General features: G+C 65.3%; 25 protein-coding genes. 11 read left to right on the top strand and 14 right to left on the bottom strand.

Features of this window, described 5'->3' with window-relative positions:
• Window positions 1-89: 89 nt before the first annotated feature.
• Entirely contained in the window at window positions 90-1271 is a 1182-nt protein-coding gene (gene tet / locus F7R11_RS14950; RefSeq protein ID WP_064804769.1) for a Tet(A)/Tet(B)/Tet(C) family tetracycline efflux MFS transporter, read from the top strand.
• Window positions 1272-1292: 21 nt separating this feature from the next.
• On the opposite strand, the gene F7R11_RS14945 is transcribed toward tet, so the two are convergent.
• Window positions 1293-2105: a transporter substrate-binding domain-containing protein gene (locus tag F7R11_RS14945; RefSeq protein WP_064804768.1), complete on the bottom strand. Its 813-nt coding sequence runs from the start codon at window positions 2103-2105 to the stop codon at window positions 1293-1295.
• A gap of 85 nt (window positions 2106-2190) precedes the next feature.
• The gene (locus F7R11_RS14940; protein ID WP_064804767.1) at window positions 2191-3615 is read right to left on the bottom strand and encodes a M20 family metallopeptidase; all 1425 of its coding nucleotides are present in this window, start codon (window positions 3613-3615) and stop codon (window positions 2191-2193) included.
• A 210-nt stretch (window positions 3616-3825) separates the two neighbouring features.
• Here F7R11_RS14940 and F7R11_RS14935 point away from each other — a divergent pair, with 210 nt between their 5' ends.
• Entirely contained in the window at window positions 3826-4098 is a 273-nt protein-coding gene (locus F7R11_RS14935) for a hypothetical protein (RefSeq protein WP_021195804.1), read from the top strand.
• 37 nt (window positions 4099-4135) lie between these two features.
• On the opposite strand, the gene F7R11_RS14930 is transcribed toward F7R11_RS14935, so the two are convergent.
• The 5 genes from F7R11_RS14930 to F7R11_RS14910 form a co-directional block, all read right to left on the bottom strand.
• Window positions 4136-5464, bottom strand: a complete 1329-nt coding sequence (locus tag F7R11_RS14930; RefSeq protein ID WP_064804765.1) for a HipA N-terminal domain-containing protein — start codon at window positions 5462-5464, stop codon at window positions 4136-4138.
• 362 nt (window positions 5465-5826) lie between these two features.
• The gene (locus F7R11_RS14925) at window positions 5827-6351 is read right to left on the bottom strand and encodes a cytochrome b (RefSeq protein WP_064804763.1); all 525 of its coding nucleotides are present in this window, start codon (window positions 6349-6351) and stop codon (window positions 5827-5829) included.
• Between the two features lie 104 nt (window positions 6352-6455).
• A complete protein-coding gene (locus F7R11_RS14920; protein ID WP_064804761.1) occupies window positions 6456-7373 on the bottom strand; it encodes a DMT family transporter in 918 nt (305 codons plus the stop codon).
• Between the two features lie 80 nt (window positions 7374-7453).
• Window positions 7454-8002 (bottom strand): methylated-DNA--[protein]-cysteine S-methyltransferase, encoded by a 549-nt coding sequence (locus tag F7R11_RS14915; RefSeq protein ID WP_064804759.1) that lies wholly within the window; start codon window positions 8000-8002, stop codon window positions 7454-7456.
• A gap of 5 nt (window positions 8003-8007) precedes the next feature.
• Window positions 8008-9516 (bottom strand): DNA-3-methyladenine glycosylase 2 family protein, encoded by a 1509-nt coding sequence (locus tag F7R11_RS14910; protein WP_064804757.1) that lies wholly within the window; start codon window positions 9514-9516, stop codon window positions 8008-8010.
• 174 nt (window positions 9517-9690) lie between these two features.
• Here F7R11_RS14910 and F7R11_RS14905 point away from each other — a divergent pair, with 174 nt between their 5' ends.
• Both F7R11_RS14905 and F7R11_RS14900 read left to right on the top strand, forming a co-directional pair.
• The gene (locus F7R11_RS14905) at window positions 9691-10437 is read left to right on the top strand and encodes an SDR family oxidoreductase (protein WP_021195798.1); all 747 of its coding nucleotides are present in this window, start codon (window positions 9691-9693) and stop codon (window positions 10435-10437) included.
• A gap of 194 nt (window positions 10438-10631) precedes the next feature.
• Window positions 10632-12746: a hypothetical protein gene (locus F7R11_RS14900; RefSeq protein ID WP_064804752.1), complete on the top strand. Its 2115-nt coding sequence runs from the start codon at window positions 10632-10634 to the stop codon at window positions 12744-12746.
• Between the two features lie 134 nt (window positions 12747-12880).
• Here the strand turns inward: F7R11_RS14900 and ypfJ are convergent, their stop codons facing one another.
• Window positions 12881-13768, bottom strand: a complete 888-nt coding sequence (gene ypfJ / locus F7R11_RS14895; protein ID WP_064804750.1) for a KPN_02809 family neutral zinc metallopeptidase — start codon at window positions 13766-13768, stop codon at window positions 12881-12883.
• Between the two features lie 322 nt (window positions 13769-14090).
• On the opposite strand from ypfJ, the gene F7R11_RS14890 reads away from it, so the two are divergent.
• Window positions 14091-14660, top strand: a complete 570-nt coding sequence (locus F7R11_RS14890) for a hypothetical protein (protein ID WP_064804748.1) — start codon at window positions 14091-14093, stop codon at window positions 14658-14660.
• A gap of 21 nt (window positions 14661-14681) precedes the next feature.
• Here F7R11_RS14890 and dapA read toward each other — a convergent pair whose 3' ends face one another.
• The 4 genes from dapA to ggt form a co-directional block, all read right to left on the bottom strand.
• Window positions 14682-15566, bottom strand: a complete 885-nt coding sequence (gene dapA, locus F7R11_RS14885) for a 4-hydroxy-tetrahydrodipicolinate synthase (protein ID WP_064804747.1) — start codon at window positions 15564-15566, stop codon at window positions 14682-14684.
• Window positions 15567-15574: 8 nt separating this feature from the next.
• Window positions 15575-15925 (bottom strand): hypothetical protein, encoded by a 351-nt coding sequence (locus F7R11_RS14880; RefSeq protein WP_064804745.1) that lies wholly within the window; start codon window positions 15923-15925, stop codon window positions 15575-15577.
• A 127-nt stretch (window positions 15926-16052) separates the two neighbouring features.
• Window positions 16053-17369: an MFS transporter gene (locus F7R11_RS14875; RefSeq protein ID WP_064804743.1), complete on the bottom strand. Its 1317-nt coding sequence runs from the start codon at window positions 17367-17369 to the stop codon at window positions 16053-16055.
• A gap of 96 nt (window positions 17370-17465) precedes the next feature.
• Window positions 17466-19094, bottom strand: a complete 1629-nt coding sequence (gene ggt, locus F7R11_RS14870; protein ID WP_064804741.1) for a gamma-glutamyltransferase — start codon at window positions 19092-19094, stop codon at window positions 17466-17468.
• Between the two features lie 132 nt (window positions 19095-19226).
• On the opposite strand from ggt, the gene F7R11_RS14865 reads away from it, so the two are divergent.
• Genes F7R11_RS14865 through F7R11_RS14855 form a run of 3 tightly spaced genes read left to right on the top strand, consistent with a single transcriptional unit; the run spans window position 19227 to window position 21060 of the window.
• A complete protein-coding gene (locus tag F7R11_RS14865; protein WP_064804739.1) occupies window positions 19227-20111 on the top strand; it encodes a LysR family transcriptional regulator in 885 nt (294 codons plus the stop codon).
• 34 nt (window positions 20112-20145) lie between these two features.
• Window positions 20146-20556 (top strand): DoxX family protein, encoded by a 411-nt coding sequence (locus F7R11_RS14860; protein ID WP_021195788.1) that lies wholly within the window; start codon window positions 20146-20148, stop codon window positions 20554-20556.
• A gap of 3 nt (window positions 20557-20559) precedes the next feature.
• Window positions 20560-21060: a GrpB family protein gene (locus tag F7R11_RS14855; RefSeq protein WP_064804735.1), complete on the top strand. Its 501-nt coding sequence runs from the start codon at window positions 20560-20562 to the stop codon at window positions 21058-21060.
• Here F7R11_RS14855 and F7R11_RS14850 read toward each other — a convergent pair.
• On the bottom strand, window positions 21057-22613 hold the full coding sequence (locus F7R11_RS14850) for an MFS transporter (RefSeq protein WP_064806411.1): 1557 nt from the start codon (window positions 22611-22613) through the stop codon (window positions 21057-21059). The two genes, F7R11_RS14855 and F7R11_RS14850, sit on opposite strands and share 4 nt — an antisense overlap.
• A 73-nt stretch (window positions 22614-22686) precedes the next feature.
• Between F7R11_RS14850 and F7R11_RS14845 the strand changes: the two genes are divergently transcribed.
• The 3 genes from F7R11_RS14845 to F7R11_RS14835 all read left to right on the top strand — a co-directional run bounded on the left by F7R11_RS14845 (window position 22687) and on the right by F7R11_RS14835 (window position 25165).
• Window positions 22687-23604, top strand: coding sequence for a LysR family transcriptional regulator (locus F7R11_RS14845; protein WP_064804734.1), 918 nt, complete (start codon window positions 22687-22689; stop codon window positions 23602-23604).
• A 64-nt stretch (window positions 23605-23668) separates the two neighbouring features.
• Entirely contained in the window at window positions 23669-24637 is a 969-nt protein-coding gene (locus F7R11_RS14840; RefSeq protein WP_064804733.1) for a LysR family transcriptional regulator, read from the top strand.
• A 57-nt stretch (window positions 24638-24694) separates the two neighbouring features.
• A complete protein-coding gene (locus F7R11_RS14835; protein WP_064804732.1) occupies window positions 24695-25165 on the top strand; it encodes an MliC family protein in 471 nt (156 codons plus the stop codon).
• A gap of 15 nt (window positions 25166-25180) precedes the next feature.
• On the opposite strand, the gene F7R11_RS14830 is transcribed toward F7R11_RS14835, so the two are convergent.
• Entirely contained in the window at window positions 25181-26143 is a 963-nt protein-coding gene (locus tag F7R11_RS14830) for an MBL fold metallo-hydrolase (protein WP_064804731.1), read from the bottom strand.
• Window position 26144 lies beyond the last annotated feature (1 nt).

The following is a 26144-nucleotide window of genomic DNA, read 5'->3' as shown; positions in this document are numbered from 1 at the left end:
ACCCGCTGCACAGCGCCACCGCTTGGGCGCATCATCGCGGCTTTCTTTCCTCACGCGCCGCCGCCCGCCTGGGCCTGCGGCGTGTTCGCATGCCTGCCTTTGCCGTCATTCTCTCCACGTTGGCGCTCGATGCCATGGGCGTCGGGCTCATCATGCCCATCCTGCCGAGCTTGCTGCGCGAACTCGATCACAGCGGTGACATCGCCTTCGAGTTCGGGTTACTGATCGCCGCCTATGCGGCCATGCAGTTCCTGTTCGCGCCGATCCTGGGGGCACTGGCGGATCGGTTCGGGCGCCGGCCGGTGCTGCTGGTGTCGTTGGCCGGTGCGGCCATCGACTACCTGGTGATGGCGCTGTCACCGCATGCGTGGGTGCTGTACCTGGGGCGTGTGGTGGCGGGCATCACCGGGGCCAACTATGCCGTGGGCACGGCCTACATCGCCGACATCACGGCGCCCGCCGACCGTGCGCGCCGCTATGGGCTCATGAACGCGTGCTTTGGCCTGGGCTTCATCGCCGGGCCGGCGCTGGGCGGCCTACTGGGCGACTGGTGGCTGCGCGCGCCGTTTCTGCTGGCGGCGGTGCTCAACGGCGTCAATTTTGCGATTGCATGCGTGGCGTTGCCGGAATCACGCCGTACCGAGCGCGCGCCGTTTGCCTGGCGCACGCTGCTGCCAGTGCAGTCATTGCGGCGCATGGCGCGCGTGCCGACGCTGCTGCCCTTTCTGATCGTGCTGGCCATCATCGAGATCGTCGGGCAGATTCCGCAGACGCTGTGGGTGATCCACGGTGAAGCGCGCTTCGGTTGGGACACGCGTGCGGCCGGCCTGTCGCTGGCGGCCTACGGATTGATGCATGCGCTGTCGCAGGCGTTCCTGACCGGGCCGATTGCGCGTGCCGTGGGTGAGCGCCGCGCCGTGGTGTTGAGCGTGATGATGGACATGGCCGGCTTTGCGGCAATGGCGTGGATCAGCGCCGGCTGGATGGTCTATCCGACCATGGTGCTGCTGTGCATGGCCGAGATCGGCATGCCTGCCATGCAGGCGATGCTGTCGCGCCAGGTGAGCGAGCACGAGCAGGGCGAGCTGCAGGGCGCGTTGGCCAGCATGGCCAGCGTCGCCGCCATGGTCGGACCGCTGGCGGCCACTGCGGTTTATGCGGCCACCGCGCAGTTCTGGTCCGGCACGGTCTGGCTGATGGGCGCCGTGCTCAACGGCGTGTGCCTCATCGTGCTGATGCAGCGTGCGGCCCGGCGCGCCATTGAGGCATAGCGCGCCAGGGTCGGCCGGGGCTTATTTGGCAGGCACGTTCCACGGATACGCCAGCCACGCATCAAAGCGCTTGGCAAATTCACCGCTTTCCATCGTCTGCCGCAGCCACTGGTCGACGAAGTTCTTGAACACCACGTCGCGCGGCAGCAGGTAGGCCTTCTCCGAGAAATCAAACGGTGCCTCCGGGTGCACGGCGCACAGCTCCGGGTGCAGCTTCTGCTGCAGCTTGGTTTCCACCGCGTCGGTCATCATCAGGTCCGCACGGCCGGCAACGATCTCGTTGAAGATCGTCACGTTGTCCGGATACACGCGGATCTGCGCCTGCTTCAGATTCGCGCGTGCGAACTTCTCGTTGGTGCCGCCCGGGTTGACGATGGCGCGCACGTTCGGCTGGTCGATCTGCGCCAGCGTCTGGAACTTGGCCTGGTTCTCGCAGCGCGTGATTGGCGTCTTGCCATCCCGCTGATACGGGATCGAGTAGAACGCCTTCTTCTGACGATCCAGCGTGACAGATACACCGCTCATGGCGATGTCGTAGCGGTCGGCGGCAAAGTCCTGCATCAGCGTCGACCACGTGGTTGGCACCACTTCCAGCTTCACGCCGAGCGCGCGGGCCAGTTGCTCGCCCATCTCCACGTCCAGGCCGATGAAGCGGCCGTCGGTGGGGTTTTTGTAGCTGAAGGGTTTGTAGTCGCCCGTGGTGCCGACGCGCAGCGTGCCGCGGGCGATGATCTCGTCGAGGCGGTTGGTGGTTTGCGCGGTCTGGGCCAGGGCAGGCACTGCCATGGCGGCGCACAGTACGGGCGCGCTGGTACGGATGAAGCGGTTAAGCATGAGTGTCCCCATCGGAAAGAAAAGCAAAAAGGCGCGGCTGCCGTAGCGCCGCGCCCGAATTGGTCTGGCATCCACCGCCAGCCGGTTATTGTCCGGCCGAAGGTCCTGCCGTCTTGTTCCACTGCAGCGCATTGAGCACCGCCAGCGACATCGCCGTCACCCCCGTCTTGATGGACGGCTCTGGCACCGGCGCAAACAGCGGCGAGTGGTTGGTCGGCAGCGGCTTCGCGCCCGGCTTGAGCGAGGCGAAGAACGTCTGCGGATCGTTCACGCCGATGAAGAAGAACATCGACGGGATGCCCGCGTCAACAAACGCCGAGAAGTCCTCGCTTGCGGTAATCGGCGGCACGCGCAGCACGCGGTCGTTGCCGAAGGCGGTCTTGAACATCGCCTCGGTGCGCGCGACCACGGTCGAGTCATTGTTGACGGCCTTGCCGCCCTCGGTGATCTTGATGTCAGCGTCCGGCGCGCCTGACATCTCCGTCACCGCCTTGGCCGTGCGGCGGATGCCATCGAGCATCTTCTGACGCACGGCCGGCTTGTACGAGCGGATCGTCCCACGCAACAACACGCTGTCGGGGATGATGTTCTCCGCGCTGCCACCCTGGATAGCGCCAATGCTCACCACGCCAAACTCTTGCGGGTCTTTCTCGCGGCTGATCACGCTTTGCAGATCGACCACGAAGCGCGCGGCCATCATCACCGGGTCGATGGTCTTGTCGGGTGCGGAGCCGTGGCCGCCACGGCCCTTGAAGGTGATTTCCAGCCCATCGGAGTTGGACGTGATCGGCCCGCTGTTGAAGACGATCGAACCATACGGCCCCGGGCCCGTGTGCAGCGCAAACGCATAGTCGGGTTTGGGGAAACGCTTGAAGAAGCCATCGTCGATCATGGCCTGCGCGCCGCCGACCACTTCCTCGGCTGGTTGGGCAACGAACACCAGCGTGCCGTGCCAGCGGTCCTTGAGCGACACCAGCGTTTTGGCTGTACCCACCCACGACGCCATGTGCAGGTCGTGCCCGCAGCTGTGCGCCACGCCTACGTCTTCGCCCCGCCATTTGGTGTGCACGTGGCTGGCGTAGGGCAGGCCGGTCTTTTCTTCCATCGGCAGCGCGTCGAGCTCGGTGCGCACCAGAATCGTCGGGCCCGGGCCATTGCGATACACCGCCACCACGCCGGTCTTTCCCACGTGCTCCGTCACGTCAAAACCGATCTTGCGCATCTCTTCGGCCAGTTTGGCGGCCGTGCGTGTTTCCTGGAAGGCCAGTTCCGGATGCGCGTGGATGTCCTTATAGAGCGTGTCGAGCTGGCCGTATTCGGCATTGACCGCGGCATCCACCGCCGGCTTGATTTGCGCCACGTCGATCCCGCCTGCAGCAACCGACGCCTGTGCCGGCGCGGGCGAACTGCCACCGGGGCTGAACGGAATCTGCGCGAAGGCGGGCAGTACGGTCCCGGCCATCAACCAGGCGAGGGCTGTCTGTTTCAGGCGCTTCTGGCGGTGGGTCATGGGCATCTCCTTGTTGGCTCGTGTCGTTGTGGGCAAAGTCGTTGCTTCGTCAATCGATTCGATTATGCAGGGGGAGGCCGTTATGCACACCCGGGGTATCCCCAAGTCGACAGGTCAATGATCGTACGCCTGTGAAGCCGCCACGCTTGGCACTGGATAGGCGTTTTCCTAGACTGGGTTGGGTGTGCCGTTCCAGAGATCGAAACGCGGATGAATTCGACGTCGTGTCTACAGCTTGCGTTTCGCGATGCGCCGCCCGGTGAGACGGCGATTCGCGCGGCATTGGAAGCCGCGCAGCGGGTGCTTGAGCGCAGCGGCGTGTCGCCGCGCGACGCCTACGAGGCCTATCAAGCCTTTGCTACCGGCGCCGGCAGCCCCGATGTGCTGGCGCTGACCTTTGCCCGTGCTGAAGCCGAGGCAATGGACACGCTGGCCGCACACGGGTACGCCCGTTACGGCACGATCAGCCTCGCCGTTCTATAGCCTGTTCGATCGCCTGCTGACCGATTTCGGACTCGCGTCAGATTTCGGCCGTTTTCCCACCCAGCCGCCGTGCCGTTTCCGACACATGACGGTGGATGCGTGCGAGGAAATCGATCTCCGCGGCGCGTGTGGGCGAATGCCCCAGCGCTTGCGACAGGTGCGTCGCCACGAACGACGATTGCGGCGCCAGCATGCTGATCAGGCGCAGCAGTTCACGCCGAGCCTGGGCAGCGTCGTAGCCGAGGTGATCGGCCAGGGCCAGCAGGGCATCCTGATCGATGGCGTCGTAGCGGGCTTGCGCGTCGGGGGTGCGCTCTCCGTCGAGCGACAGCGCATCGGCATCCCACTCGTTGGCGTAGACAGCGGCGCAGAACAGGTGATCGTGTGCGGCCAGGCGGACGCCATCCGGGCCGATGTGGAAATGCAGCGTGCCGGCGGACGCGTTGCGCCCACCAATCAGCAGACAGAACACCATCCAGCGGAACAGCGATGCCGTGGCGGCCGTCGGGTCGGCACACATGCGTGCGCATTGCGCGACCTGCTCAACGGTGATCGGCAGGAAGCGGTGCTCGGGCGAGAGCCCAAGCAATTGCACGGCGGACACAACATAGCGGGCCTGCACGAGCGCGGTGTCGTCGCTCTTGCAGCGCAGGGTGCGATCCAGGCGCTGCACGACGGCGGCAGTTTCCGGAAACTGGCGCAGGCCGAGGAAGGGCGTTTCCAGCCCGATGCTGCGGCCAAGCAGCGTGGCCCAGCAATGGTTGATGGTGGCGTAGGGCAGGTTGCTGCCTTCGCCCAGATCCAGCCGCACAAAATGGCTGGATTGCGCAGCGTTGGCCGGCGCGGCAAAGCGGCCCAGCCACATCGACACCGGCAAGCCATTGGAGGCCAGGAAGGGCAGGCTGATCTCGCTGGATTCCGGCACGGCACGCACGCCGTAGTGCGCGCGCGGTTCGGCCACGCGCAGCGGTGTGGGCTGGTGCGGGCGTCTAACGCTTTGCTGGAACTGCAGGACGAGGTCGCGCTCGGACAGGCCGTCTGCGCGGCCACTGCAGGGCTTGAGCCCGGTGGGCACCAGCGACAGCGGGCCATCCAGATGCGGTGCAGCCTGTGCTAGATGCTCCAGCGCTGTCGCCGCAGCCTTGGGCGCCTCGCGTGCCGATTCCGGCAGCAGGTATTCAAAGAAGTGGCGTACCGGCTGGGTCTTTGCCGTATCGGCAATGTTGCCTGCGGCGCGCGGCAGATGCGGGCTCAAGTCAAAACCCTGCGAGGCGGTCCGCCACCGGGGGTCGTATTCGAACGCCCAACCGCTGCGGTCGCACGACAGTTGACCGATCAGATGCTTGTTCAGGTAGACGTCCAGCATGCGCGTATCCAACGTGTTTGACTGGAGCGTGCGCGGTTGGCCGTGTAGCGGAGGATCCGCCAGCCATCAGGAATTGCTGTGCGCAAATGCGATTGCGCGATTCCCTTGCACGCCCCTCTTCGACCGAGGCCCGAGCATAGCAAAGAAAATATAGGCAACAATCGGAAAAACCCGATTTCGGTGATGCAGTTTTCTGAAATCGGATTATCGAATCGTTAAGATCGAGTGCACGAAAGCCGATGTTTCTGGCGTCTATCTCAGTTTTGAGAATTTTTTAAGTCTGACCGAAAAGCCTTTGGTGACGCCATGGAAGACGTTTCAATGACGTCGAAATGGCAAGGTATGAATTGCAAAGCGAGGATTTATCGCATTCGTGTCAGCAAATTGTCGCGTTGCACGAATTGGTGCCAAAGCGCCCCCGCAATGTGAAGGCCAACGATGAAATACACCGCATTGCCAACAAATTCATGGGCTGATTTAAGTGTCGACTTCAAATCTGGATTTTCTGCCACCAATCGGGGCAGCGTCCACGTGAGGAAGGTGACGTCCTTGCCGGCGGCCTGCACGAACAGGATGCCGCTGATCGGCATGGCGAACATGATGGCGTACAGCACCCAGTGCACCAGCTTGGCGCTGGCGATCTGCCAGGCAGCGCCGATGTTTGCCGGCGCGGTGTAACGCCAGCGCGCCCAGACGCGCACGCAGGCGAAGAGCAGGATGCACTGTCCCAGCATCATGTGGATGGACGTGAACAGTGCGCGGCCGGCGGAGCCCTTGGGCAGCGTGCCCTTGTATTCGATGGCCGCCAGCGCACCCGCGAACAGCAGGAACATCAGCCAGTGCAGGACGACGGACGGGCGGGCGTAGCGCTCAGGCAAGGGCGACATGGTGGCGGTTTCTCAGGGGAAGAAACGCTACCCTATCGCACCCACCGGTCAAACAGATTGATCTCGCCCAGCCTGGCGGGCGAGATTTCACAAAAAGAACGATATCAGCGGCTCGAACGCGAAAGCGAATCCTTCTCGTTGGCGGTACTCGCCTTTTTGCCCAGCGCCAGTACGCCGGTCGACAGTGACGTGCCGAGCAAAATCACCGCGCAGCCCAGCACCATGTTGAGCGTGAGTTGCTCACCGAGGAACAGGATGCCCCACAGCACGCCAAACACCGGGATCAGGAAGGTAACAGAGGCTGCGCGCATCGGCCCCACATGTGCGATCAGCCGGAAGAACAGAATGTAGGCAATGCCCGTACAGGCGATGCCAAGGCCAATGACATGGAACCAGACGTCGCCGGTCGGCGTCTGCGCGGGCCACAGCCAGACCGCGAGCGGCGCCAGCACGATCGCTGCGAACAACTGGCAGCCAGTTGCGGTGGCCAGCGGCGGCACGCCGGTCAGGTAGCGTTTGGTATAGCTGGCGGCAACGCCATATAGCACGGTCGCGCCGATCGCTGCTGCCACAGCTAGCCCGCCCTGCTTCGCATCAATCACGGACGAGCCTCCAACCAGCACGATCACGCCCACGAAACCGATAGCTAGGCCCAGAACACGCCACGACGATAGTCGATCTCCCAACCAGAGAAAGGCGACGATCGCGGTGAACAGTGGCGTGGCTGCATTGAGCACGGAGGTGAAGCCGGCCGTCAGGGTGAGTTCCGCGTAGGCGAACAGGCAAAATGGAATGGCCGAATTCAGCACGCCTACAGCCAGCATATGCGGCCAGTGCGTGCGGAGTGCACCCAGGCCCCCGCGCCACGCCAGCACGGGCACAAGGAAGCACGAGGCGATTCCCACGCGCAGCGCGATCAGCGCAACCGGCCCGAACTGCGGCGCGGCAACACGCATGAACAGGAAGGAGCCGCCCCAGAGGGCAGCAAGCGTCAGGAGTTCCAGAACATCGGAGCGGCGCATTAGGTTGTCTCGTTATCGTTGTTGGGTGTGAAACCGGGAGGGGGACCGTTGCGGACGCCATTGTCCACGCTTCGAACGTTTCATGCTGATGCCAGATCCAGCGTGCCTTGGCGGTTGTCATCAGGCATCGGCAGCCGTTCACCCACCTGTGCGGGATGGCCCTCGAGCCGCAGCAGCGCGGCCTTGCGGGGCAGGCCACCGGCATACCCCGTGAGGGCGCCGTCGGCACCTACCACGCGGTGACAGGGAATGGCGATCGAGATCGGGTTGCGCCCCACCGCGGTGCCCACGGCACGTGCGCGCTCGCGCGTGAGCCCCAGGTGCGCGGTGATCTGGCCATAGGTGCTGCACTGGCCGAAGTCGATCTCGCACAGCAGGCGCCAGACATCCTGCTGGAACGGGGTACCCGCCGGTGCCATCGGCAGATCGAAGAGGCGCAGCTTGCCGGCAAAGTACGCCTCGAACTGCGCTTGCGCTTCACGGATGATCGGCAGGTCAGCGCCCGATGGCATGCGTGCTGCATTCACGGGAATCGTCTTCTGGCCGGTGAAGAACGCGCCGGTCAGATGTGTGCCGGTGGCGGTCAGCAGCAGATCGCCGAGAGGGCAGGGGAAGGTGTGGCGATACATGGTGGTCAGCTCGCAAAGGCAACCGGCGCGTCGGCGGGTTCGGGGTGGAACGCGTCGTCGCGGTGCCAGAGATGCATGGCGGCGTAAGCGCGCCACGGCGCCCACGGTTCGGCGCGCGCGATCATGGCGCGGCGTGTGGGCAGGGCGCCATCGCCGTTGGCCAGGCGCTTGCGCAGCACGTAGTCGCCCAGCGGAAACGCGTTGGGCCAGCCGAGCGCGCGCATGGCGACGTATTGCGCGGTCCATTCACCAATGCCGGGCAACGCTTGCAGTGTGGCCAGCGTGGGGGCGAGCGGTACCAGGGGCTCCAATCGTAGCTGGCCGCCATCGATGGCGCGGGCAAGTTCAACCACCGCAACGGCGCGGCTGGCCTGCAGGCCGGTGTCGGCAGACAGCGTGCGCGGGTCGACTTGTGCCAGCGTGGCAGCGGAGGGAAACGTCATCGAGAGGCCGGGTCGCCCGTCATGCGGTTGCGCCAACGCGTTGCCATGCGCAGCCGTCATACGGGCCAGGATGCGCCGTGCCTGCGCAAGCAAAATCACCTGGCCGGTGATGGCGCGCACAGCAATCTCGAAACCGTCTACGGCGCCGGGCACGCGCAGGCCCGGCGTGTCGTTCGCCAGTGCGCCAAGATGCGCGTCCACGACGTCCGGCCGGCAATCCAGGTCGAACAAGCGCCGTGCGCGGGCCAGCACGGGCGGCATGGCGTGCAGCAGGCTGGCCGATAGCGTGAGTGCGATGGCATGGCGTTGCGGCACGTTGCGCGCATGCAGCCAGCCCGTGTGCTGTGCACCGGCGTAGTCGACGGTGATCGTGCGCGCGTAGCTGTCGGCATCGACCACCTCCACGCCGTCCACGGCGCGGGCGCGCAGGAAATCAAGCAGCGCATGCCATGCAAACGGCGGGCGGTAGCCGAGCATGAGCGTGGGGCCATCATCGGGGGCCGCTGCAACGGCGGTGCGGGTGCGCAGGCGCGTGGGGGCAAAGCCATAGTGCTCGGCGAACCCGCTGTTCAGACGCCGCACACTGCCAAAGCCTGCGGCAAAGGCCACGTCGCCGACGGGCAGGGCCGTATCCGTCAGCAGTCGCTTGGCGAGCAGCAGGCGCTGCGTTTGCGCGTATTCAATGGGCGAGACATCGAACTCCGCGCGGAAGATGCGGCGCAGGTGGCGGTCCGTCACGCCCACGGCAGCCGCCAATGCCGTGAGGTCGTGCTCCTGCAAAAAGCCCTCGTCGATCATGCGGGCGGCCGCGCGGGCGAGGTTGGACGACATCTCGCCCAGGCTGTGCCCTGGCGCCAGTTCTGGCCGGCAGCGCAGGCAGGGGCGGAAGCCCGCGCGCTCGGCGGCGGCGGCCGTGATGAAGAAGCGGCAGTTCTTCTGCTGCGGTGTCCGGACTGCGCAGATCGGCCGGCAATATACGCCGGTGGACGTCACACCCACGAAGAACCAGCCGTCAAAGCGCCGGTCGCGCGATTGCACGGCGTGGTAACAGGCGTCGTGGTCGAGGTGCATGGTGGTGGCCGGGGAGTTTGGAGCCTAGTCTAGCCCTGTCGGGTCGCATGCGTTCGCCGGATTCGGACAAGTCCCTCGGTGCCGAAAAGTCGGCATACCGGCACAATGCAGGAGGTCTGTTCGCATCCGGTTCAGATGCGAGCAGACCTCACAACAACACATCGGGAGATAGGCATGTCCAAGACCATCGTCATCACCGGCGGGGGCCGGGGTATCGGTCGCGCCACGGCAGTGCTGTGCGCGCAACGCGGCTGGTCTGTTGCGTTGCAGTATCGCGGCAACCGCGCTGCTGCCGAGGAGACGGTCGGCCTGATCGAACAGGCCGGCGGCCACGCGCTGGCGGTGCAGGGTGATGTGTCGAGCGATGAGGATGTGATTGCCTTGTTCGAGGCCGCCGCCGGGCGCTTCGGGCCGCTGCACGGTGTGGTCAACAACGCCGGCATCGTGGCCGAGGCGCAGGACGTGGCCGACATGACCACGCACCGCCTGCGCACGATGTTCGAGACCAATGTGCTGGGCGCCTTCCTGGTCGCGCGCGAGGCGGCGCGGCGGTTGTCGACGTCGCGCGGTGGCGTGGGCGGTGCTGTGGTGAATGTGTCGTCCGCGGCATCGCGGTTGGGCTCGCCGCATGAGTATGTGGACTATGCGGCGTCCAAGGGGGCGGTCGACACCATGACGCTGGGCCTGGCGCGCGAGCTGGCGCGCGACGGCGTGCGCGTGAACGCGGTGCGCCCCGGCCTGATCGAGACCGACATCCACGCCTCGGGCGGACAGCCGGACCGCGCACAGCGGTTGGGCTCCACCACCCCCATTGGCCGCCCGGGCAAGCCGGAAGAAGTGGCTGAGACCATCGTCTGGCTGCTCTCGGATGCGGCGTCGTACGTGACCGGTGCGCTGCTGGATTGCTCCGGCGGGCGCTGATCTCCAGGCGCGGAATCCCCCCCGTTGTCGGTTTGCATCATCCCCAAATTTGGGGATGCGCTGCCCGGCTGGTGTCTCTACGATGACCGGCGTGTCGCAGTGGCAAGGACAGCCATTGCGGCATCCGGCATGCGCCGTCAGAGCGCACCCGGTTCAATCCACGGGAAATCGGTAGAACCAACTACGGGGGTTTCATGCAAACGAACAGCACCGGCCGCGGCCGGCATACGGGCGCTGTTGCCTTGACGGCGGCAGCATTGGCAGTGGCGCTCCTGGTCGCTGGCTGCGGTGGATCGGACAGCAGTTCGGCCAGCTCCGGCGGTGGCACCACAACACCTGCCTCGGCGTCGTTGACCGGTACGGCCGCCACCGGCAGCGCGCTACCCAACGCCAACGTGGCCGTGACGGACAGCGCCGGCAATTCGCCTTGCGTGGAAACGGCGATCACCACCACCGCGCTGGGCGCGTACACCTGCACGTTGAAGGCGGGCGAGGCGGCACCGTTCTTCGTGGTGGTGACCGACCCGACGGGCAACACAGCACCGCTGGTGAGCGTGACCACCGTCACGCCGCCCGCGGGCTCGCCGCTCACGCTCAACGCCACGCCGCTGACGACCGCCATCGTTGCGCAGCTCTCACCGGACGGCAATCCGCTCACCGTGGTCAGCTCCAAGGCGGTGGATGCTACGGCGCTCAAGACGGTGACGGCCAACGTGGTCGCGCAGCTGGCATCCGTGCTCAGCGCCATTGGCGCGCCGGCCAACTATGACCCGTTCGGTACCAGCATCTCTGCCGCCACGGCATCTTCCAGCGGCAATACCGCCGACCAGGTACTCGATATCGTCAAGGTGTCGAAGGATCCGACCAGCGGCCAGCTGCAGTTGTCCACCGTGGACAACCCCACGCCGGTGCCCCTGGCCACGGCCACCAGCGGCGGCTCGCCGCTTCCCGCACCGGCGGCCAACGTGTCGACGCTCACGCAGGGCGTGCAAGCGATGGCCAGCGCGCTGACGACGTGCTTTGCGCAACCCACCGCGCAGCGCGCAGCCGCGACGGACACCACCGTGCCGGCCACGCAGGGGGGCGCTACCGTCACCACGCTCGGCTCGGCCTGCCAGAACATCATGTCGGACAAGGGCAACGCGGGCGGCATCGCCTTCCTGCACAACGGCTACAAGGGCGGGCAGTGGCTCTACAGCCTGCTGACCAGCGACAGCATGACCGGCGCGCAATTCAGCGTGCCCGAGATCATGGCGTTCTATCCGGCGGCATCGAGTTCATCCGGGCAGGATGAGGCGATCGTCAACATCAAGTACCTGGATGCCAACGGCAACCCGGGCAACCTCATCACCATGGCGCGCTTCATCGCGGCGGGGGCATCGAGCGCGCATGCGTCGAACTGGTGGCTGGTGGGTAACCAGCAGTCGGTCGATATCACGGTCAAGACCGTAATCCGACGCGTCGAGCAGTTCAACCCAAGTTCCGGAAACTTCAGCCACTTCCGCAATGGTGTCCAGTTCCTGATCAATGCTGGCGGACCCGGCACCGTCATCAGCGGCACAGGCAATCTGACCTATGCGATCGTGACAGGGCCGGGGCTTCCGCAGGCGGGGTTGGTGTTCGTCCCGCCCGTGGTGACCGGCCAGGTGTACATGGATCTCGCCAACAAGACAGGGACGATTCCGACCTCCTACCAGTGCGGGAATACGGGTAAGACCTTAACGCCGACATACAACTGCCCGAACTTCTGGCTCTCCAAGACCACCGGGATCAGCGGTTCAGCGGCGTCTCAGTTGGTGAAACCCAATCCCACTGGCCTCACCTGGGCTCAGTCGGGAGACAACCTCGACCAAACGGCGGTCACCAAAGGGGTGAAGTACACGATCGCGCTGTTCTACGGCTCGAACACGAACGCGGCAAGCCCGGACCTGAGTATCAAGAAGACGCTTCTGACGGACCTCGTCGCGGCAACGCAGGGCGTCAATCTGCCGTGGAATACGCCCGGGAGCCAGTCGCTGGCGGCGCTGGATCCAACCAACAGCAGTCTGAGCGGTCCGCTGACGTCGTTGACGGTGGATTGGGTGCAGAACGTTTCAGCCCAGCAAGTCGGCGGCGTGGCGGTCGTCATCGACCCTGCCGGCACGTACAGCGCGCAGACGGCGGTGCCCAAGGGCGCTACGTCGGCGGTCATCACTCTGCCGAGTGGACAGCAAGTCCCGGCCCTGACGACCAGCACCTCACGTTCGCTGAACTTCAGCTACCGCATGCTGGACAACAGCGCCAAGAGCACGATCTATACGTACAACTAAAGCGGGGGAGAAGCGGGCGCCGCACCAGAACGGTGTGGCGCTTCGATCAGTCTCTGTACAACACGTGTAAGTCGGCAGTTGTACAGATCGTGGGCGTGCCTGTTGCGGGCACGCCCTTTTTTCATGCGCGCCGATCAGGCATCCGCCCCGGCCTTGAACGTATCGCACTGGCGGATATCGCCACCATCAAAGCCCTGGCGGAACCAGTGCATGCGCTGCTCCGACGTGCCGTGCGTGAAGGCATCGGGCGTGACGCTGCGGCCGGCGTTGCGTTGCAGGGTGTCATCGCCGATGGCGTGGGCGGCGGTGAGTGCCTGCTCCAGATCACCACGTTCCAGCAGGCCACGTTTCTGCGCGAAATGCCCCCACACGCCGGCCAGGCAGTCGGCTTGCAACTCCAGCTTGACCGACAGCGCATTGGCCACGGCCTGCGACTTGCCTGCCTGCGCACGGCTGACCTTGTCGGACACGCCCAGCAGGTTCTGCACGTGGTGGCCCACCTCGTGCGCGACAACGTAGGCGGCTGCAAAATCACCCGGCGCGCCAAACTTGCGGCGCAGTTCATCGAAGAAGCCGAGATCCAGGTAGACCTTGGTATCGGCCGGGCAGTAGAACGGGCCGACAGCCGAGGTGGCGTCGCCGCAACCCGAGCGGATGCCCTGGCGGAACAGCACCAGCTTGGGCGGCTGATATGCGCGGCCGGCCTGCTTGAACAGTTGCGTCCAGGTGTCTTCGGTATCGCCCAGCACGTGCGAGACCAATTGCTTGCTGCGGTCGTTGTCGGTCTCGCCGGTGGGCCGCGCGGGTGTGTGCTGCGTGCTCTGCGTGGTGGGCGCGTTTTGCGACACCTGCATCACCATGCCCAGGATTTCCAGCGGGTTCTTGCCCATCAGCAGGCCGACCACCGCCACGATGGCGATGCCGCCGATGCCCAGCCGCATGCCGCCACCGCCAAATCCACCGCCCGAGGATGCGCGTTCATCCTCAACGTTGTTGCTTTCGCGCATGTCATCCCAACGCACGTCGTTCTCCCTGGATTTCCTTGATGTGCAGACTCGGGTGTCACACCCGGTAAACTTTGCAAAGTCTACCTGCCTTGCATGCGCACGGGCACTCCGTCGGATGGCCAAATCGTCTGTTTCTGGGGCAACGGCGAGCACCGACAAGGGTTGGCGGGTGTTTGTCGCAATGCACAACGTCCGGCAAGGAATTTGCTACTGACGGCTGATCGCCGCAACGAGGCTGCTGCGCCGCTTCACGCTGTCACGTGCGTGTCATGCGGCCATTCCCGAATAACGATCGGCAACGCGCGATGTTGCTGACCCAGGATCTTGAGTTCTCGCCATGCGCTTGCCCGCTTCCGTTACCACCCAGCCACCCGAACCCATCGATACCCCGCAACCGGCTGCCACCTATGTCGACCCGACGGAGGTGGCCGACGTGCTGCAGGCACAGGTCGAGCACAAGCCCTGGTGGTCGCGTGCTTCGAGTGCCATCGTCAACGGCGCATTCACCAACGTGGCGGCTGCGTTCATTGCAGTGACGGGGGCGATCTACGTGGGGATGGCGCACGCACCGTGGGTGCACAGCCTGGCGGGGCATACGCCCGCCGCCGTGCAGGCCAGTGACGCAACGAGCGTAGCGATGGCGGTGACCCCGGCCAGCGCTGCAACGCCGCAGGCCGCGCAGCCCGATCCGGTCGAGGCAGCGCGTGACCGCATGGAGCAGCGTGTCTACTCGCAGGTTCCGCCCGCCACCACGCATACCGTCGCAGCGACGGAATCTGCCAACGACGTTGACAGCGACGGCCCCGTCGCGAGCACGCCGCGCCGCCACCATCGCGGCACCCGACACGACGTCACGTACCGCAGGGCGGCCAGTGCGTGGAATGCGCACTGGTACAAGGGCGCGTAAGCCGCGGCTTGAACGCAGACATCAGGCCAGCCGCAATGCGCGGTCGGCCTCGACGGTCTCCAGTGCTTGCAAGGCTGCCACCAGGCGGCGGCGTAACGATTCCGTGACCGGCAGGATCGGTGCGCGTGTCTGCTCGCCGATGTGTCCGAGTTCGGCCAGCAGCGCCTTGACCGGCGCCGGGTTGGGCTCCGCAAACAGCAGCGCAGCCAGCGGCGCGAGTGCTTGGGCCAGACGCCTGGCCTCGTCGACACGGCCAGCGCGGTAGTGCTCCACCAAAGCCACGAACAACTCCGGGCGGATATGCGCTCCGGCAAGAATGCCGCCTGCACCGCCGTGCGCGAGGCAGTCGAGCAGCGCGCTGTCATCCCCGCTCAGCACATCGAGCGGCCCGCCTTGCAGCGCGCCAAAGTTGTCGGCCACGCATTCCTTGATGGCGACGATGTTGGCCTGCTCGGCCAGCACCAGCGCGGTATGCGGGGCGATAGCCACGCCCGTGCGCTTGGGCACGTTGTAGAGCACCACCGCGCGCGACGTGCTGGCCGCCACCTGCGTGTAGTGCCAGCGCAAGCCCGCCTGCGATGGGCACACGTAGTAGGGCGGTGGCACGAGATAGCCCGCGCTGTTCCAGCGCTCGTAGTGGCGGATCTGTGCGCAGACCTCGCGCGTGTCGGCCGCGCCCACGCCGATCAGGTAGGGTGTGCGGCCGTCGCATGCCTCTGCGATCGTCTCCAGCACGGTGTAGCGCTCGATCTGCGAGAGCAGTGCGGCTTCGCCTGTGGTGCCCAGCGCGACAAAGCCTGCGACGCCCGCGCCCTGGTAGTGACGCACCAGCCGGCGTAGCGCAGTCGTGTCGACTTTATCGTCGTGAAAGGGGGTGACCAGCGGAATCCAGATGCCCGAAAACATGGCGTGCCTCAGTGCAGCAGGTGGGCATGCCCGCGCTTGAGCGGGGTAACGCGGCCGAGCGTGGCGCGCGGCAGGCCGCGCAGCAGGGCGCCGATGACAGCATCCACATCGGCATGCACGAGTTCCAGATCCACGCTGATGGTGTGACGGCGCGCGTCGTGCTGGACGATGTACAGACCGAGCGCGTCGCCCAGCAATGCATGCAACTGACGGCGAACCGCGTGGGGTTCATCGCTTGGCACCGTTACGCGCAGGCTCACATACTGGCGTGCCGGCGTGGCAACCACGCGAGAATCCACACGAGAGGCCGCTGCCGGCGAGGGCGGCAGCAGCTGCGGAACGAGCGAAGACAGAAGCATGGATCGGCCCATGATGCGAAGGCGGTGGCTGGCATCGCCAAGTCGTTGAACATGGTGACACCGTATCGGTTCGCTCGCAAAAAGCGTGAAAAAGGGCAGTGGGGCGGTGTAAAGAAAGAGTAAACGCTCAGGAAGCGCGTCCAGCCCTGCGATGGCGCAACGCGATGATCGTCAGCGAGATGCCGCTCACCACGGCCGCCGTCAGCACGTAGTAGCTCGGCGCCAGCGTATCGCCCGTCGTGTGAATCAGCCACGTGACGATGAACGGTGCGAACCCGCCGAACAGCGTCACGCCCAGGCTGTAGCCGAGCGACAGCCCCGTCGAGCGCACGCGCGTAGGGAAGATCTCCGACATCAACGCCGGCATCGGCCCCGAATACGCCGCCTTGAAAATGCCCGATACGGCTTGCAGTGCCAGCAACGCGCCGATGGTCGGATACGCGCGCAGCAGCGCAAACATCGGATAGATCAACACGATCATCAGCACCGACGTGGTGAGCATGATGCGGATGCGGCCGATGCGATCGGACAACGCGCCCATGACCGGCGACAGCAGGAACTGCAGCCCACCGTTGAGCACCACCACCGCGAACGACTGCGCGGCCGGCAGATGCAGTTGCTTGACGGCATACGTCGGCATGTAGAGCTGCAACACGTACACCGACACGGTGGACTGTGCCACCACGCCCACCGCCAGCAGCAGGTTGGTCCACTGCGCCTTGAACGAGGCCTGCGGATCGACCGTCGTCTTCTTTTGCTCGGCAACGAACTCAGGCGTTTCGTCCAGATGCCGGCGGATGTAAAAACCGACCGGGCCGACCAGCAGGCCGAAGATGAACGGCAGGCGCCAGCCCCAGCCCTCCAGATCAGCCGGCGTGAGCGATGCCGTCAACAGCGCGCCCAGCCCCGCAGCAAGGATGGTCGCAATGCCCTGGCTCGCAAACTGCCAGCTCGCGTAGTAGCCGCGCCCGTGTTTGCTGTGCTCCACCATGAACGCCGTCGCGCTACCGAACTCGCCGCCCACCGCAAAGCCCTGCACCAGGCGCGCAAGCAGGATGGTGATCGGCGCGACGATGCCGATCTGCTGATAGCTCGGCATCACTGCAATCGCCAGCGTGCCGACGATCATCAACAGGATCGACAGCGTCAGTGCGGCCTTGCGCCCCTTCCTGTCCGCATACATGCCGAGCACGATCGCACCCACCGGCCGCGTGATGAACGACACGCCAAAGCTGCCCACTGCAAACAGCAGCGATACCCACTCGTCATCCGCCGGAAAGAACAGCTTGCCGATGATGGACGCAAAGAACCCGTAGACGAGAAAGTCGTACCACTCCAGCGCATTGCCGATCGACGACGAGATGATGATGCGCCACGCGTGGGCGGCATCGGTTTTTTCAGGGCGAGCGGGTGCAGCAGCGCCTGCCGCAGAAGGGGCGGTCATGATGAGGGTTCCTTTGGTGCCGGCCGGGATCGTTGTTATGGAACTGCAGCGCGTTGCCCGCCCGGTCCACGGGTCAACGCGCTTGTGTTCGCTGGCTTAGAAGCCCACGGCGTGGCCATCGCGGCGACTGTCGCTGGCGGCCACGTAACCGTGGTCAGCATCGTCCGACAGGCGCCAGATGAACTGGCCCGAGCCGAAATCCATATACGGATCGGCCACCGATTTGAGCTTGTGTCCGCGCGCCTCCAGTGCGGCGACGGTGGTGGCGTTCATGGTGGCCTCCACGTCGAGCGTGAAATCACGGTTGACCTTCCAGCGCGGCGCGTCGCACGCGGCCTGCGGCTGCTGCTTGTAGTCGAGCATGCGCACCAGCGTCTGCAGATGGCCTTGCGGCTGCATGTCGCCACCCATCACGCCAAAGCTCATCTGCGGCTTGCCGTCCTTCGTGAGGAACGCCGGGATGATCGTGTGGAACGGGCGCTTGCCGCCTTCCACCACGTTGGCCGAGCGCGCATCCATCGAGAAACCGAAGCCGCGGTTCTGCAGACTGATGCCCGTGCCCGGCACCACCACGCCCGAGCCGAAACCCATGTAGTTGGACTGGATGAACGAGACCATCATGCCGTTCTCGTCTGCAGCCGTCAGGTACACCGTGCCACCGGCGCGCGGCATGCCGAAGGTCGGCACCTGTGCACGGCCCATGTCGATCAGCTTGGCGCGTGCATCGAGGTACGCATCGTCGAGCATCTGCTCGGGCGTGACTTCCATCGAGCGCGGATCGGCCACGTACTTGTAGAGATCAGCAAACGCCAGCTTCATCGCCTCGATCTGCAGGTGCTGCGAATCGGCGGAGTCGACCGGCAGCGCGCTCAGGTCGAAGCGGTCGAGAATGCCCAGCGCGATGAGCGCGGCGATGCCCTGGCCATTGGGCGGGATCTCGTGCAGGTCGTAGCCACGGTAGCGCTTGGTGATTGGCTTGACCCACTCGGGCTGATAGTTGCGCAGGTCTTGCGCGGTCATGGCGCCGCCGCATTCGCGCGCGTAGGCGGCAATGCGCTCGGCGAGTTCGCCTTCATAGAAATCGCGGCCATTGGTCTGGCCGATGCGGCGCAGTGTGGCGGCGGCATCCGTCAGCTGGAACTTCTCGCCCACTTCCGGCGCGCGGCCGTGCGGCATGAATGCCTGTGCGTAACCCGGCTGGTTCTGCAGATCAGGAATGGCGGCCGCCCACTTGTGCGCGACGATGGGCGAGACGGTGTAACCGCGTTCGGCAATCTCCGCTGCGGGTTCCAGCACATCGGCAAACGGCAGCTTGCCAAAGCGCGCGTGCAACGCGGCCCAGGCCGAGATGGCGCCGGGCACCGTCACCGCATCCCAGCCGCGCGTCGGGCGCTTGGGCGTGCCGTTTGCGTCTTCGCCGTACTTGTTGCGGAAGTAATCCAGGTTCCACGCCTGCGGTGCCGTGCCGGAGGCATTCAGGCCGTGCAGCTCTTTGCCGTCCCACAGGATGGCGAAGGCATCGCTGCCCAGGCCGCACGAAACGGGCTCCACCACAGTCAGCATGGCTGCCGCCGCAATGGCCGCATCTACCGCGCTGCCGCCCGCGAGCAACATGCGCAATCCGGCCTGCGCCGCCAGCGGGTGCGAGGTGGAGACAACATTGCGCGCAAACAGCGGAATGCGCACGGTGGGGTAGGGGTTCTGCCAATCGAAGCGGTGGGACATGGCTTGGGAGGGGAGGTGGGCTGAGTGGATCGGATGATTATTTGCGGTGCACGGAATTTAATAAAGCTAAAATTCGTTGGATATTGCTTAAGAAAAACTTGAGAATCGTCTACGCCTGCTGGTGAGTACCTTGTGAGCACCGTTCGCTTTCTCCGCACCTTCGTTGCCGTGGCACGCCACGGCTCGTTTGCCGCTGCTGCAGAGCGCGTGGCGCTCACGCAGGCGGCCGTCAGCCTGCAGATGCGCGCGCTGGAAGCCGAATTACGCCGCGACTTGTTCGATCGTTCCGGGCGTACGGTCACGCTCAACGCGCATGGCCGCGCGCTGCTGCCCCAGGCCGAGCACCTGCTGGGCCTGTACGACGCCATGCGCATCGGCGATGAACCCCAGACTGAATTGGCCGGCGCTGTCGCGATTGGCGCCGTGGTGTCGGTGATGGGCTCGCTGGCGCACGCCGTGGCGGGGCTCAAGCAGGCGCACAAGGGGCTCGACGTCAAGCTGATCACGGGCAAGTCCGGCGAACTTGCCGAGCAGGTGGAAGCGGGGGAGTTGGATGGTGCGCTGGTGGTCGAACATCTGGAGCGTCTGCCCGCCAACCTGGCCTGGCACCCGCTCTATACCGAACCGCTGGTTGTCGTGGCGGGTCGCCACACGCGCGGCCGCGCAGAAGAGGTCCTGCGCACGCATCCGTTCCTGCGCTTCGACCGCGCGGTACGCACCGGCGCACTCATCGACCGCGCCCTGCGCAAGACGCACATGGCCGTCAACGAATTCATCGAGGTCAACTCGATCGAGGCGATTGTCGAATTGGTGCGCCAGCAGGTGGGCGTGACACTGGTGCCGCGCCTGCGCCGCGCAAGCTGGGAGAGCGACCCCGCTCTGCGCGTGCTGCCCATGCCGCCGCAAACGCCTGTGCGCACCGTCGGCATGATCGAACGGAAAGAGCATGTGCGGCATGGAGTGATTCAGGCGGTACTCGATGCGCTCGAAACCACACTTAGCAAGTCCAGCGCCTAAGCTTCAAGCATCACCAATGGCTATGGAGACTGCCATGAACGCATTCGTCGAACGTTGGCGCGACGAGCTGATCCTGCTCGGTCGCGTGCTGATGATGCTGCTGTTCCTGATTTCCGGCTGGGGCAAGCTGACCGGTTTCCAGGGCACCGTCGGGTACATGGGGACGGTGGGCGCACCGATGCCGATGCTCGCCGCCGCCGTCGCGGTCGTCATGGAGTTCGGTGTGGGGATCGCGCTGCTGATCGGTTTCTGGGTGCGACCGCTGGCCTTGCTGATGGCGCTGTTCGTGCTGGGCACCGCGCTGATTGCCCACACCTTCTGGAACGTGGAAGGCGCCATGCAGACCGCCAACATGGTGCAGTTCTACAAGAACCTCAGCATCATGGGCGGGCTGTTTTTGCTGGCTGTGACGGGGGCGGGGAAGTACGCGGTGCAGAAGTCGTAGGGCATGGCGGTCGATACGCTTGTGCTGCGAGCACACGATGAAGTGGCACCGCAGGCAGACGCAGCGTTTGCGGCGTTCGTTGCAGCCTGGGCCTGTCGGTTGCCGCCTTCCGCTGACATCGTTCACATCGGTTCAACGGCCATTCCAGGTTGTCTGACCAAAGGCGACCTGGATGTTTGCGTGCGTGTGAATCGTGAAGACGTTGCCCGCGTTGATGCGCTGCTGGCGACAGGCTATGCACGCAATCCCGGATCATTCCGCAGCGCGGAGTTTTCGGCGTTCAAGGACGACAGCCACCATCCACCCCTGGGCGTGCAATTGGTCGCGCGGGGTTCGGAATTGGATGTGTTTGTGCAATTCCGAGACTGCCTGTTGCGCAATCCCAATCTTGTGACGGCGTTCAATGCGTTGAAGGCGAGCAGTGCAGGGCAGCCGATGGCGTCGTATCGGCAAGCGAAAGCGGATTTTATTGCCAGAGTGTTGGCGGCGAACTCGGACGTTTAGCGCAGCGACCGCTGCACCAGCACCACCACCGCCAGCACCCCACATGCCACCGCAAACCAGCTGAAGAGCTGCGTGCCGGCCAGCAGCGTGGCCTGGCGGTCGATCTCGGCCGACAGGCTGGCCAGCCGTTGCGGCGTGAGCGGGTTGGCTGCCTGCAGGTCCGAAGTGAAGCGCGTGACGTGGGCGACGATCAGCGAGCGCGATTCCGCCTGCTGCGTCTGCAGCGACACCACGGCCAACCCCGTGCCCACCGCGGTGGCGAACTGGCGCGCGATGTTCTTCATCTGATAGCCGTGCGCGAAGTCTTCGCGGTCGAGATCGAGGTAGGTCATCATCGCCACCTGAATCATCACTGCAACCGGCGTCATGCCTTCCAGAAACGACACGGGAAAGAACGCGTAGTCCGGCGCGCCGGGCATCAGACTCGTGGCCAGCAACAGGGCAGCCGCGGCATAGATGGCAAAGCCGATGGCGATAAAGCGGCGCTTGCGGAAGAAGAACGGCAGCCAGACCGTGAAGATCACTGCCGCCACGGTCGACACCGCACCGCTGATCATCAGGAACAGCGTGGTCGTCCGGAAGGTGAAGCCCAGTCCACCTTGCGACACGGCCGGAAACAGGTACGACCAATACCCGCTCATCAGGTAATACACGCCGTAAAAGCCGATGCCCCACAAATAGCGGCGGCCGCTCAGGCGCGAGAGGTCGAGCCACGGGTCCGGGTGTGTGCGCAGGCGGTGGATGGCCAGCAGCAGCGCAGCGGCACCACCCAACAGCAACAGCGGAATCACGGGCGATGCCGTCAGCCGGTTGTAGCGCAGTTCCGACAAGCCCATCAGGAACGACAGCGCACCGATGGCGATGGCGCCCACGCCCACCCAATCCCATTGACTGTCTTCCGGCGGTGCTTCGTGCGGGCGGCGTGCGGCGCGTGTACGCGGCTGATGGTGCTCAGGCGGCAGGAAGAACATCGCAACCCAGGCCACCACGGCCAGCCCAAGCTCCAGCCAGAAGATCACGCGCCATTCGCTGTACTCCAGCACTTCGGCGCAGATCCACGGCGCGATGGTCGTCAGCCCGAACAGCCCCACGCTGAACATCATCATGGGCGGGATGCGCTCATCGGGCTCGGTGGTGAGTTGCACCAGAATGCGCGAGGCCGAGAATAGCCCGCCCGCGCCCAGCCCCTGGATGGTCCGGCCGATGACGAGTTCGCCAATATTGTTGGAGGTGGCGCAGACCACGCAACCGATGCCGAACAGCACAATGCCCGCCAGCGCGAACATCCGGTAGCCCACGTGCGCGGCAATGCGGCCGATGGCCAGGTTGGCGACTACGGCTGCCACGGCATAGGCGGTGACGGCGTACAGATACGCATCCGGGCTGGCATGCACGCCGCCCTGGATATGCTGGCCCGCCACGGCCATCATCTGGGAAGAGACGAAATCGAGGCCCGTGGCCAGGCCCACCGCCAGGCCGAAAGCGTGGATGCGAGCCGAAGAAAAATGGGGAAACGCCCGCAGCGAGGCGGGCGGAAGGATTTGCAGCGACATGTGCCCGAGCATAAACTTGCCCGCCAGCCGGATAAACGGCCAACTCTAGGAACACTGTCCAGTCATGCGAACAATGGAGTGGAACGACTGGGAAACCTTCTGCCGCGTGGTGGAGGCTGGCAGCTTCACCGCCGCCGCCGAGGCATTGGGTATTCCCAAATCGACCGCCAGCGCCGCCGTATCGCGGCTGGAGGCCGCGCTCGGTGTGCGGCTCATGACCCGCACCACGCGCCAGTTGCGCCTGACCGAGGCTGGCTCGCACTTCTACGACGACATCGCCCCGCTGTTCGAGCGCCTGCGCGAAGTGCACGCCGATACCACCGCCGCCAGCGAGACGGTAGCCGGCACGCTGCGCATCGCCGCACCGTACGAGGTGGGCGCGCAGCACCTGACCGAGCCGGTGTGCCGCACGCTGGAAAAATATCCGCATCTCCAGATTCAGGTGCATATCTCGTGGGAGCAGCCGGACCTGCTGGCCAGCGGCTACGACATCGTCTTCGTGATGGTTGATCAGGTGCTGCCCGATTCGTCCTTGGTGGCGCGGCGTGTGGTGCTGATCCCGCGCGGTTTGTACGCATCGCCGACCTTGCTGGCGGAACGCTCGCCGCTCAAGACGCCTGCTGATCTGGCGGGCTGGCCGTGCCTGTCCGGCCCCGACGATGCAAGCTGGGCCTTCCGGCCTGTTGGCGAACCCACGGCCGAGCCCCTTGAAATTCCCATCCAGCCGCGCCTGCAGACCTTGAATGCCGAGATGCGTGCCCGCGCCGCCGTGCGTGGGCTCGGCGTGGCCCGCATGGCGCGCTCCGTGGGCGATACGGAAGTCGCCGCCGGCCGCCTGGTGCGCGTGCTGCCCGATTTCGAACTGACCGCGCTACGCGTTTACGCGCTCATGCCTGCGCGCAAGCTGGTGCCGCGCAAGGTGCGCGTGTTTCTGGATGCGCTGGAAGCGGAAGGCGCGGCCGCCACGGTGGCCGCATCCGCATCTGCCTAGCCGAAGACCGGCGCCGGATGTCACAATCGGCGCTTTCCTATTCGGATTGTGAGGATCGGCGGCCATGCGTTTGCGCCAGATCGAAGTCTTTCGCGCGGTGATGCTGGTCGGCACAGTCAGCGAAGCGGCGCGCATGCTGAACGTGTCGCAGCCGGTAGTGACGCGCGTGCTGCAGCACACCGAGCTGCAGCTCGGCTTTCGCTTGTTCGATCGCACCAAGGGCCGCCTGCAGCCCACCGCCGAGGCGTTCGAGCTGTTCTCCGAGGTCGAGCGCCTATATCAGGAAGTCGAGCGCGTGCGGCGCGTGTCGGCCAACCTGCGGCACAAGGGGGCCGGGCGCCTGCGCGTGGCGGCCACGCCCAGCCTGGCGCCGAGCATTCTCGCGCCTGCCGTGCGGCGCTTCTCACAGCGGCATCCCGATACGCTGGTGCGTGTGTTCACGCATCACACCGCCGAGATCGTGCAGGGCCTGCTCTCGCAGGACATCGACGTCGGCTTTGCCTTCGCGCCGCCTGTGCATCCGGCGATCAGCACCACGCCCGTCGCGCAGGGCCGCATCCTGCTGGCCGCGCCGCGCGCCTGGGTGGGTGGCAAGACGGATGGGCGCGCGCTGCATAAGCTTGTCGCTGAGAAGCCCTTCATCGGGCTGGAAGATCAGATCTCGCTCGGCTCGCTGGTCGGGCAGACATTGGCGCGCGGTGGTCTAGCACCGCAATCGACGCTAGAGGTGCAGACGTATTCGCTGGCGCGCTCGTTGGTGGAGGAGTCATTGGGCGTGACGATGCTCGATCAGTTCACCGCCGCCACTGGCAGCATGGATCGTATTGCGCTGTTCGCGCTGGAGCCCGCGCAGACGTTCGACGTGCGCGCCATGCGTGCCGAGCACCATGCGCCGTCTTCGCTGGCGGATAGCCTCGTGCAATGCTTTGCCGATGCCGCCCGCGCGCTGTCCGACGAGCTGCCGCAACGCCTGGAGCCGACGCCGTTCGTCCTCAAGACCGGCGCCAACGTCGACGCTACCGCAGCCGACTAACTTTTTCGTCGCACGCGCGTCTAACGGGTTCTGTTGACCTTGCAAGGAGACTGATCGATGCGACGTTCTACAACTGCCTTGATCTTTGGCGTGGCGCTGTCTGCCGGTGTGTTCAGCGGCGTGGCTGTGGCGCAGCAGCAATCGCCGGTGCCCGGCATGTCGTCCGATGATCTGAACACCGCGCTCGACTTTGCCAAGGCCGGGCTGAACAAGGCCATCGACCAGGCGCGTGCCTATACGGCGTTGCCGATCAAGGATCCGCGCGATGTGCGCTACACCTGCGAGGGCGGCAAGACCCTCGCGGTGAAATACATGACGGTGGGGGATACGCCACTGGCGTCTATCGTGCTCGACGGCAAAACGCTCGTCTTTGCCAATGTGATTGCGGCCTCGGGTGCGCGCTATGCGTCGGGCCAGTACGTCTGGTGGACCAAGGGCCCCACCGGCTTCCTGACCGATGAGACCCTGCCCGCAGGTCGGAACCCGGGCAACATGCTCTACCGCGATTGCAACGAGACGACGCGGTAACCGGCTTCAGTTGGATCAGACTTCCAGCAAGTCACGTCCGACGATGATCTCGCCCTTGAAGTACGGGCGCACCGCATCCAGCCACACCGAATCTTCCAGGAACGGATAGCCGCCCGGCACGAAGTGCGACAGCACCAGCGTCTTCACCTTGGCCTCGGTGGCGATGCGGCCGACGTCTTCGGTGGAGGTGTGGCTGGCCAGCAGATGCTCGCGCAGCGTCTTGGCGTTGGGCTCGGTGGAGAGCAGCTTGTCGAGCGACGGCAGGTGCATGACTTCGTGCACGAGCACATCCGCGCCGTAGGCCAGACGCACGAGGTTCTCGCTCGGTGCCGTATCGCCGGAGATGACGATGGATCGGTCAGCCGAATCGAAGCGGAACGCAAATGCCGGCGAGACCGGCGGGTGCTTCACCAGCGCGCTCGTCACCTTCACGTTGGCGTCCTGCATCACCAGCCCGCCTTCGGTCAGCTCGTGCGGGTGGATCATCGGCGCCAGCGGCGGGCGGCCTTCGTCAGCAATGCGGGTGCGGATGTCGTAGTCGTACAGCTCGAGGAACTTGGTCGTCATCGCGGCCAGCGGGGGCGGGCCCCAGGCGTCGACCGGGCCGGTCAGGTCGGTGGCCCAGGCGAGCAGCAACAGCGTGCCGTAATCGGCGTTGTGATCCGAGTGCTGGTGCGTGATGAAGACGTTGCGGATGGCCTTGAGCTTGAGCCCCGCACTCACGTACTGGCGGCCCACGCCGTTGCCGCAATCCACCACGTACGACACGCCGTTGATGACGATCACCTGCGCCGGCGCTGAGCGGTTCTTCTTGGGCGTCGGCCCGCCGCCGGTGCCCAGCAGGATCAGCCGGGTGCCCTTGGGTGCATCAGCGGCCGCGGCGGCCAACGGCCAGCCTGCGGACGCCGCGCCCGCGCCCACGGCCAGTGCACCGGCTTGCCGCATCCAGCGGCGACGGTTGTTGTCGAAAGCGTGCATG

Source organism: Ralstonia insidiosa (assembly GCF_008801405.1).
In the GTDB taxonomy this organism is placed as follows: domain Bacteria; phylum Pseudomonadota; class Gammaproteobacteria; order Burkholderiales; family Burkholderiaceae; genus Ralstonia; species Ralstonia insidiosa.
The sequence above is the reverse complement of the archived record's forward strand: the minus strand, read 5'-3'. Positions and strand labels throughout refer to the sequence as shown.

Coding starts and splice junctions, on each gene's coding strand:
- tet (WP_064804769.1), top strand. CDS start 90: ATGCCTGCCTTTGCCGTCATTCTCTCCACGTTGGCGCTCGATGCCATG.
- dapA (WP_064804747.1), bottom strand. CDS start 15,566: ATGTTTTCGGGCATCTGGATTCCGCTGGTCACCCCCTTTCACGACGAT.
- F7R11_RS14920 (WP_064804761.1), bottom strand. CDS start 7,373: ATGCGCCGCTCCGATGTTCTGGAACTCCTGACGCTTGCTGCCCTCTGG.
- F7R11_RS14935 (WP_021195804.1), top strand. CDS start 3,826: ATGAATTCGACGTCGTGTCTACAGCTTGCGTTTCGCGATGCGCCGCCC.
- F7R11_RS14910 (WP_064804757.1), bottom strand. CDS start 9,516: ATGCACCTCGACCACGACGCCTGTTACCACGCCGTGCAATCGCGCGAC.
- F7R11_RS14940 (WP_064804767.1), bottom strand. CDS start 3,615: ATGACCCACCGCCAGAAGCGCCTGAAACAGACAGCCCTCGCCTGGTTG.
- F7R11_RS14845 (WP_064804734.1), top strand. CDS start 22,687: ATGGAGTGGAACGACTGGGAAACCTTCTGCCGCGTGGTGGAGGCTGGC.
- ggt (WP_064804741.1), bottom strand. CDS start 19,094: ATGTCCCACCGCTTCGATTGGCAGAACCCCTACCCCACCGTGCGCATT.
- F7R11_RS14850 (WP_064806411.1), bottom strand. CDS start 22,613: ATGTCGCTGCAAATCCTTCCGCCCGCCTCGCTGCGGGCGTTTCCCCAT.
- F7R11_RS14925 (WP_064804763.1), bottom strand. CDS start 6,351: ATGTCGCCCTTGCCTGAGCGCTACGCCCGCCCGTCCGTCGTCCTGCAC.
- F7R11_RS14835 (WP_064804732.1), top strand. CDS start 24,695: ATGCGACGTTCTACAACTGCCTTGATCTTTGGCGTGGCGCTGTCTGCC.
- F7R11_RS14890 (WP_064804748.1), top strand. CDS start 14,091: ATGCGCTTGCCCGCTTCCGTTACCACCCAGCCACCCGAACCCATCGAT.
- F7R11_RS14915 (WP_064804759.1), bottom strand. CDS start 8,002: ATGTATCGCCACACCTTCCCCTGCCCTCTCGGCGATCTGCTGCTGACC.
- F7R11_RS14830 (WP_064804731.1), bottom strand. CDS start 26,143: ATGCACGCTTTCGACAACAACCGTCGCCGCTGGATGCGGCAAGCCGGT.
- F7R11_RS14840 (WP_064804733.1), top strand. CDS start 23,669: ATGCGTTTGCGCCAGATCGAAGTCTTTCGCGCGGTGATGCTGGTCGGC.
- F7R11_RS14875 (WP_064804743.1), bottom strand. CDS start 17,369: ATGACCGCCCCTTCTGCGGCAGGCGCTGCTGCACCCGCTCGCCCTGAA.
- F7R11_RS14905 (WP_021195798.1), top strand. CDS start 9,691: ATGTCCAAGACCATCGTCATCACCGGCGGGGGCCGGGGTATCGGTCGC.
- F7R11_RS14900 (WP_064804752.1), top strand. CDS start 10,632: ATGCAAACGAACAGCACCGGCCGCGGCCGGCATACGGGCGCTGTTGCC.
- F7R11_RS14945 (WP_064804768.1), bottom strand. CDS start 2,105: ATGCTTAACCGCTTCATCCGTACCAGCGCGCCCGTACTGTGCGCCGCC.
- F7R11_RS14930 (WP_064804765.1), bottom strand. CDS start 5,464: ATGCTGGACGTCTACCTGAACAAGCATCTGATCGGTCAACTGTCGTGC.
- F7R11_RS14860 (WP_021195788.1), top strand. CDS start 20,146: ATGAACGCATTCGTCGAACGTTGGCGCGACGAGCTGATCCTGCTCGGT.
- F7R11_RS14880 (WP_064804745.1), bottom strand. CDS start 15,925: ATGCTTCTGTCTTCGCTCGTTCCGCAGCTGCTGCCGCCCTCGCCGGCA.
- F7R11_RS14855 (WP_064804735.1), top strand. CDS start 20,560: ATGGCGGTCGATACGCTTGTGCTGCGAGCACACGATGAAGTGGCACCG.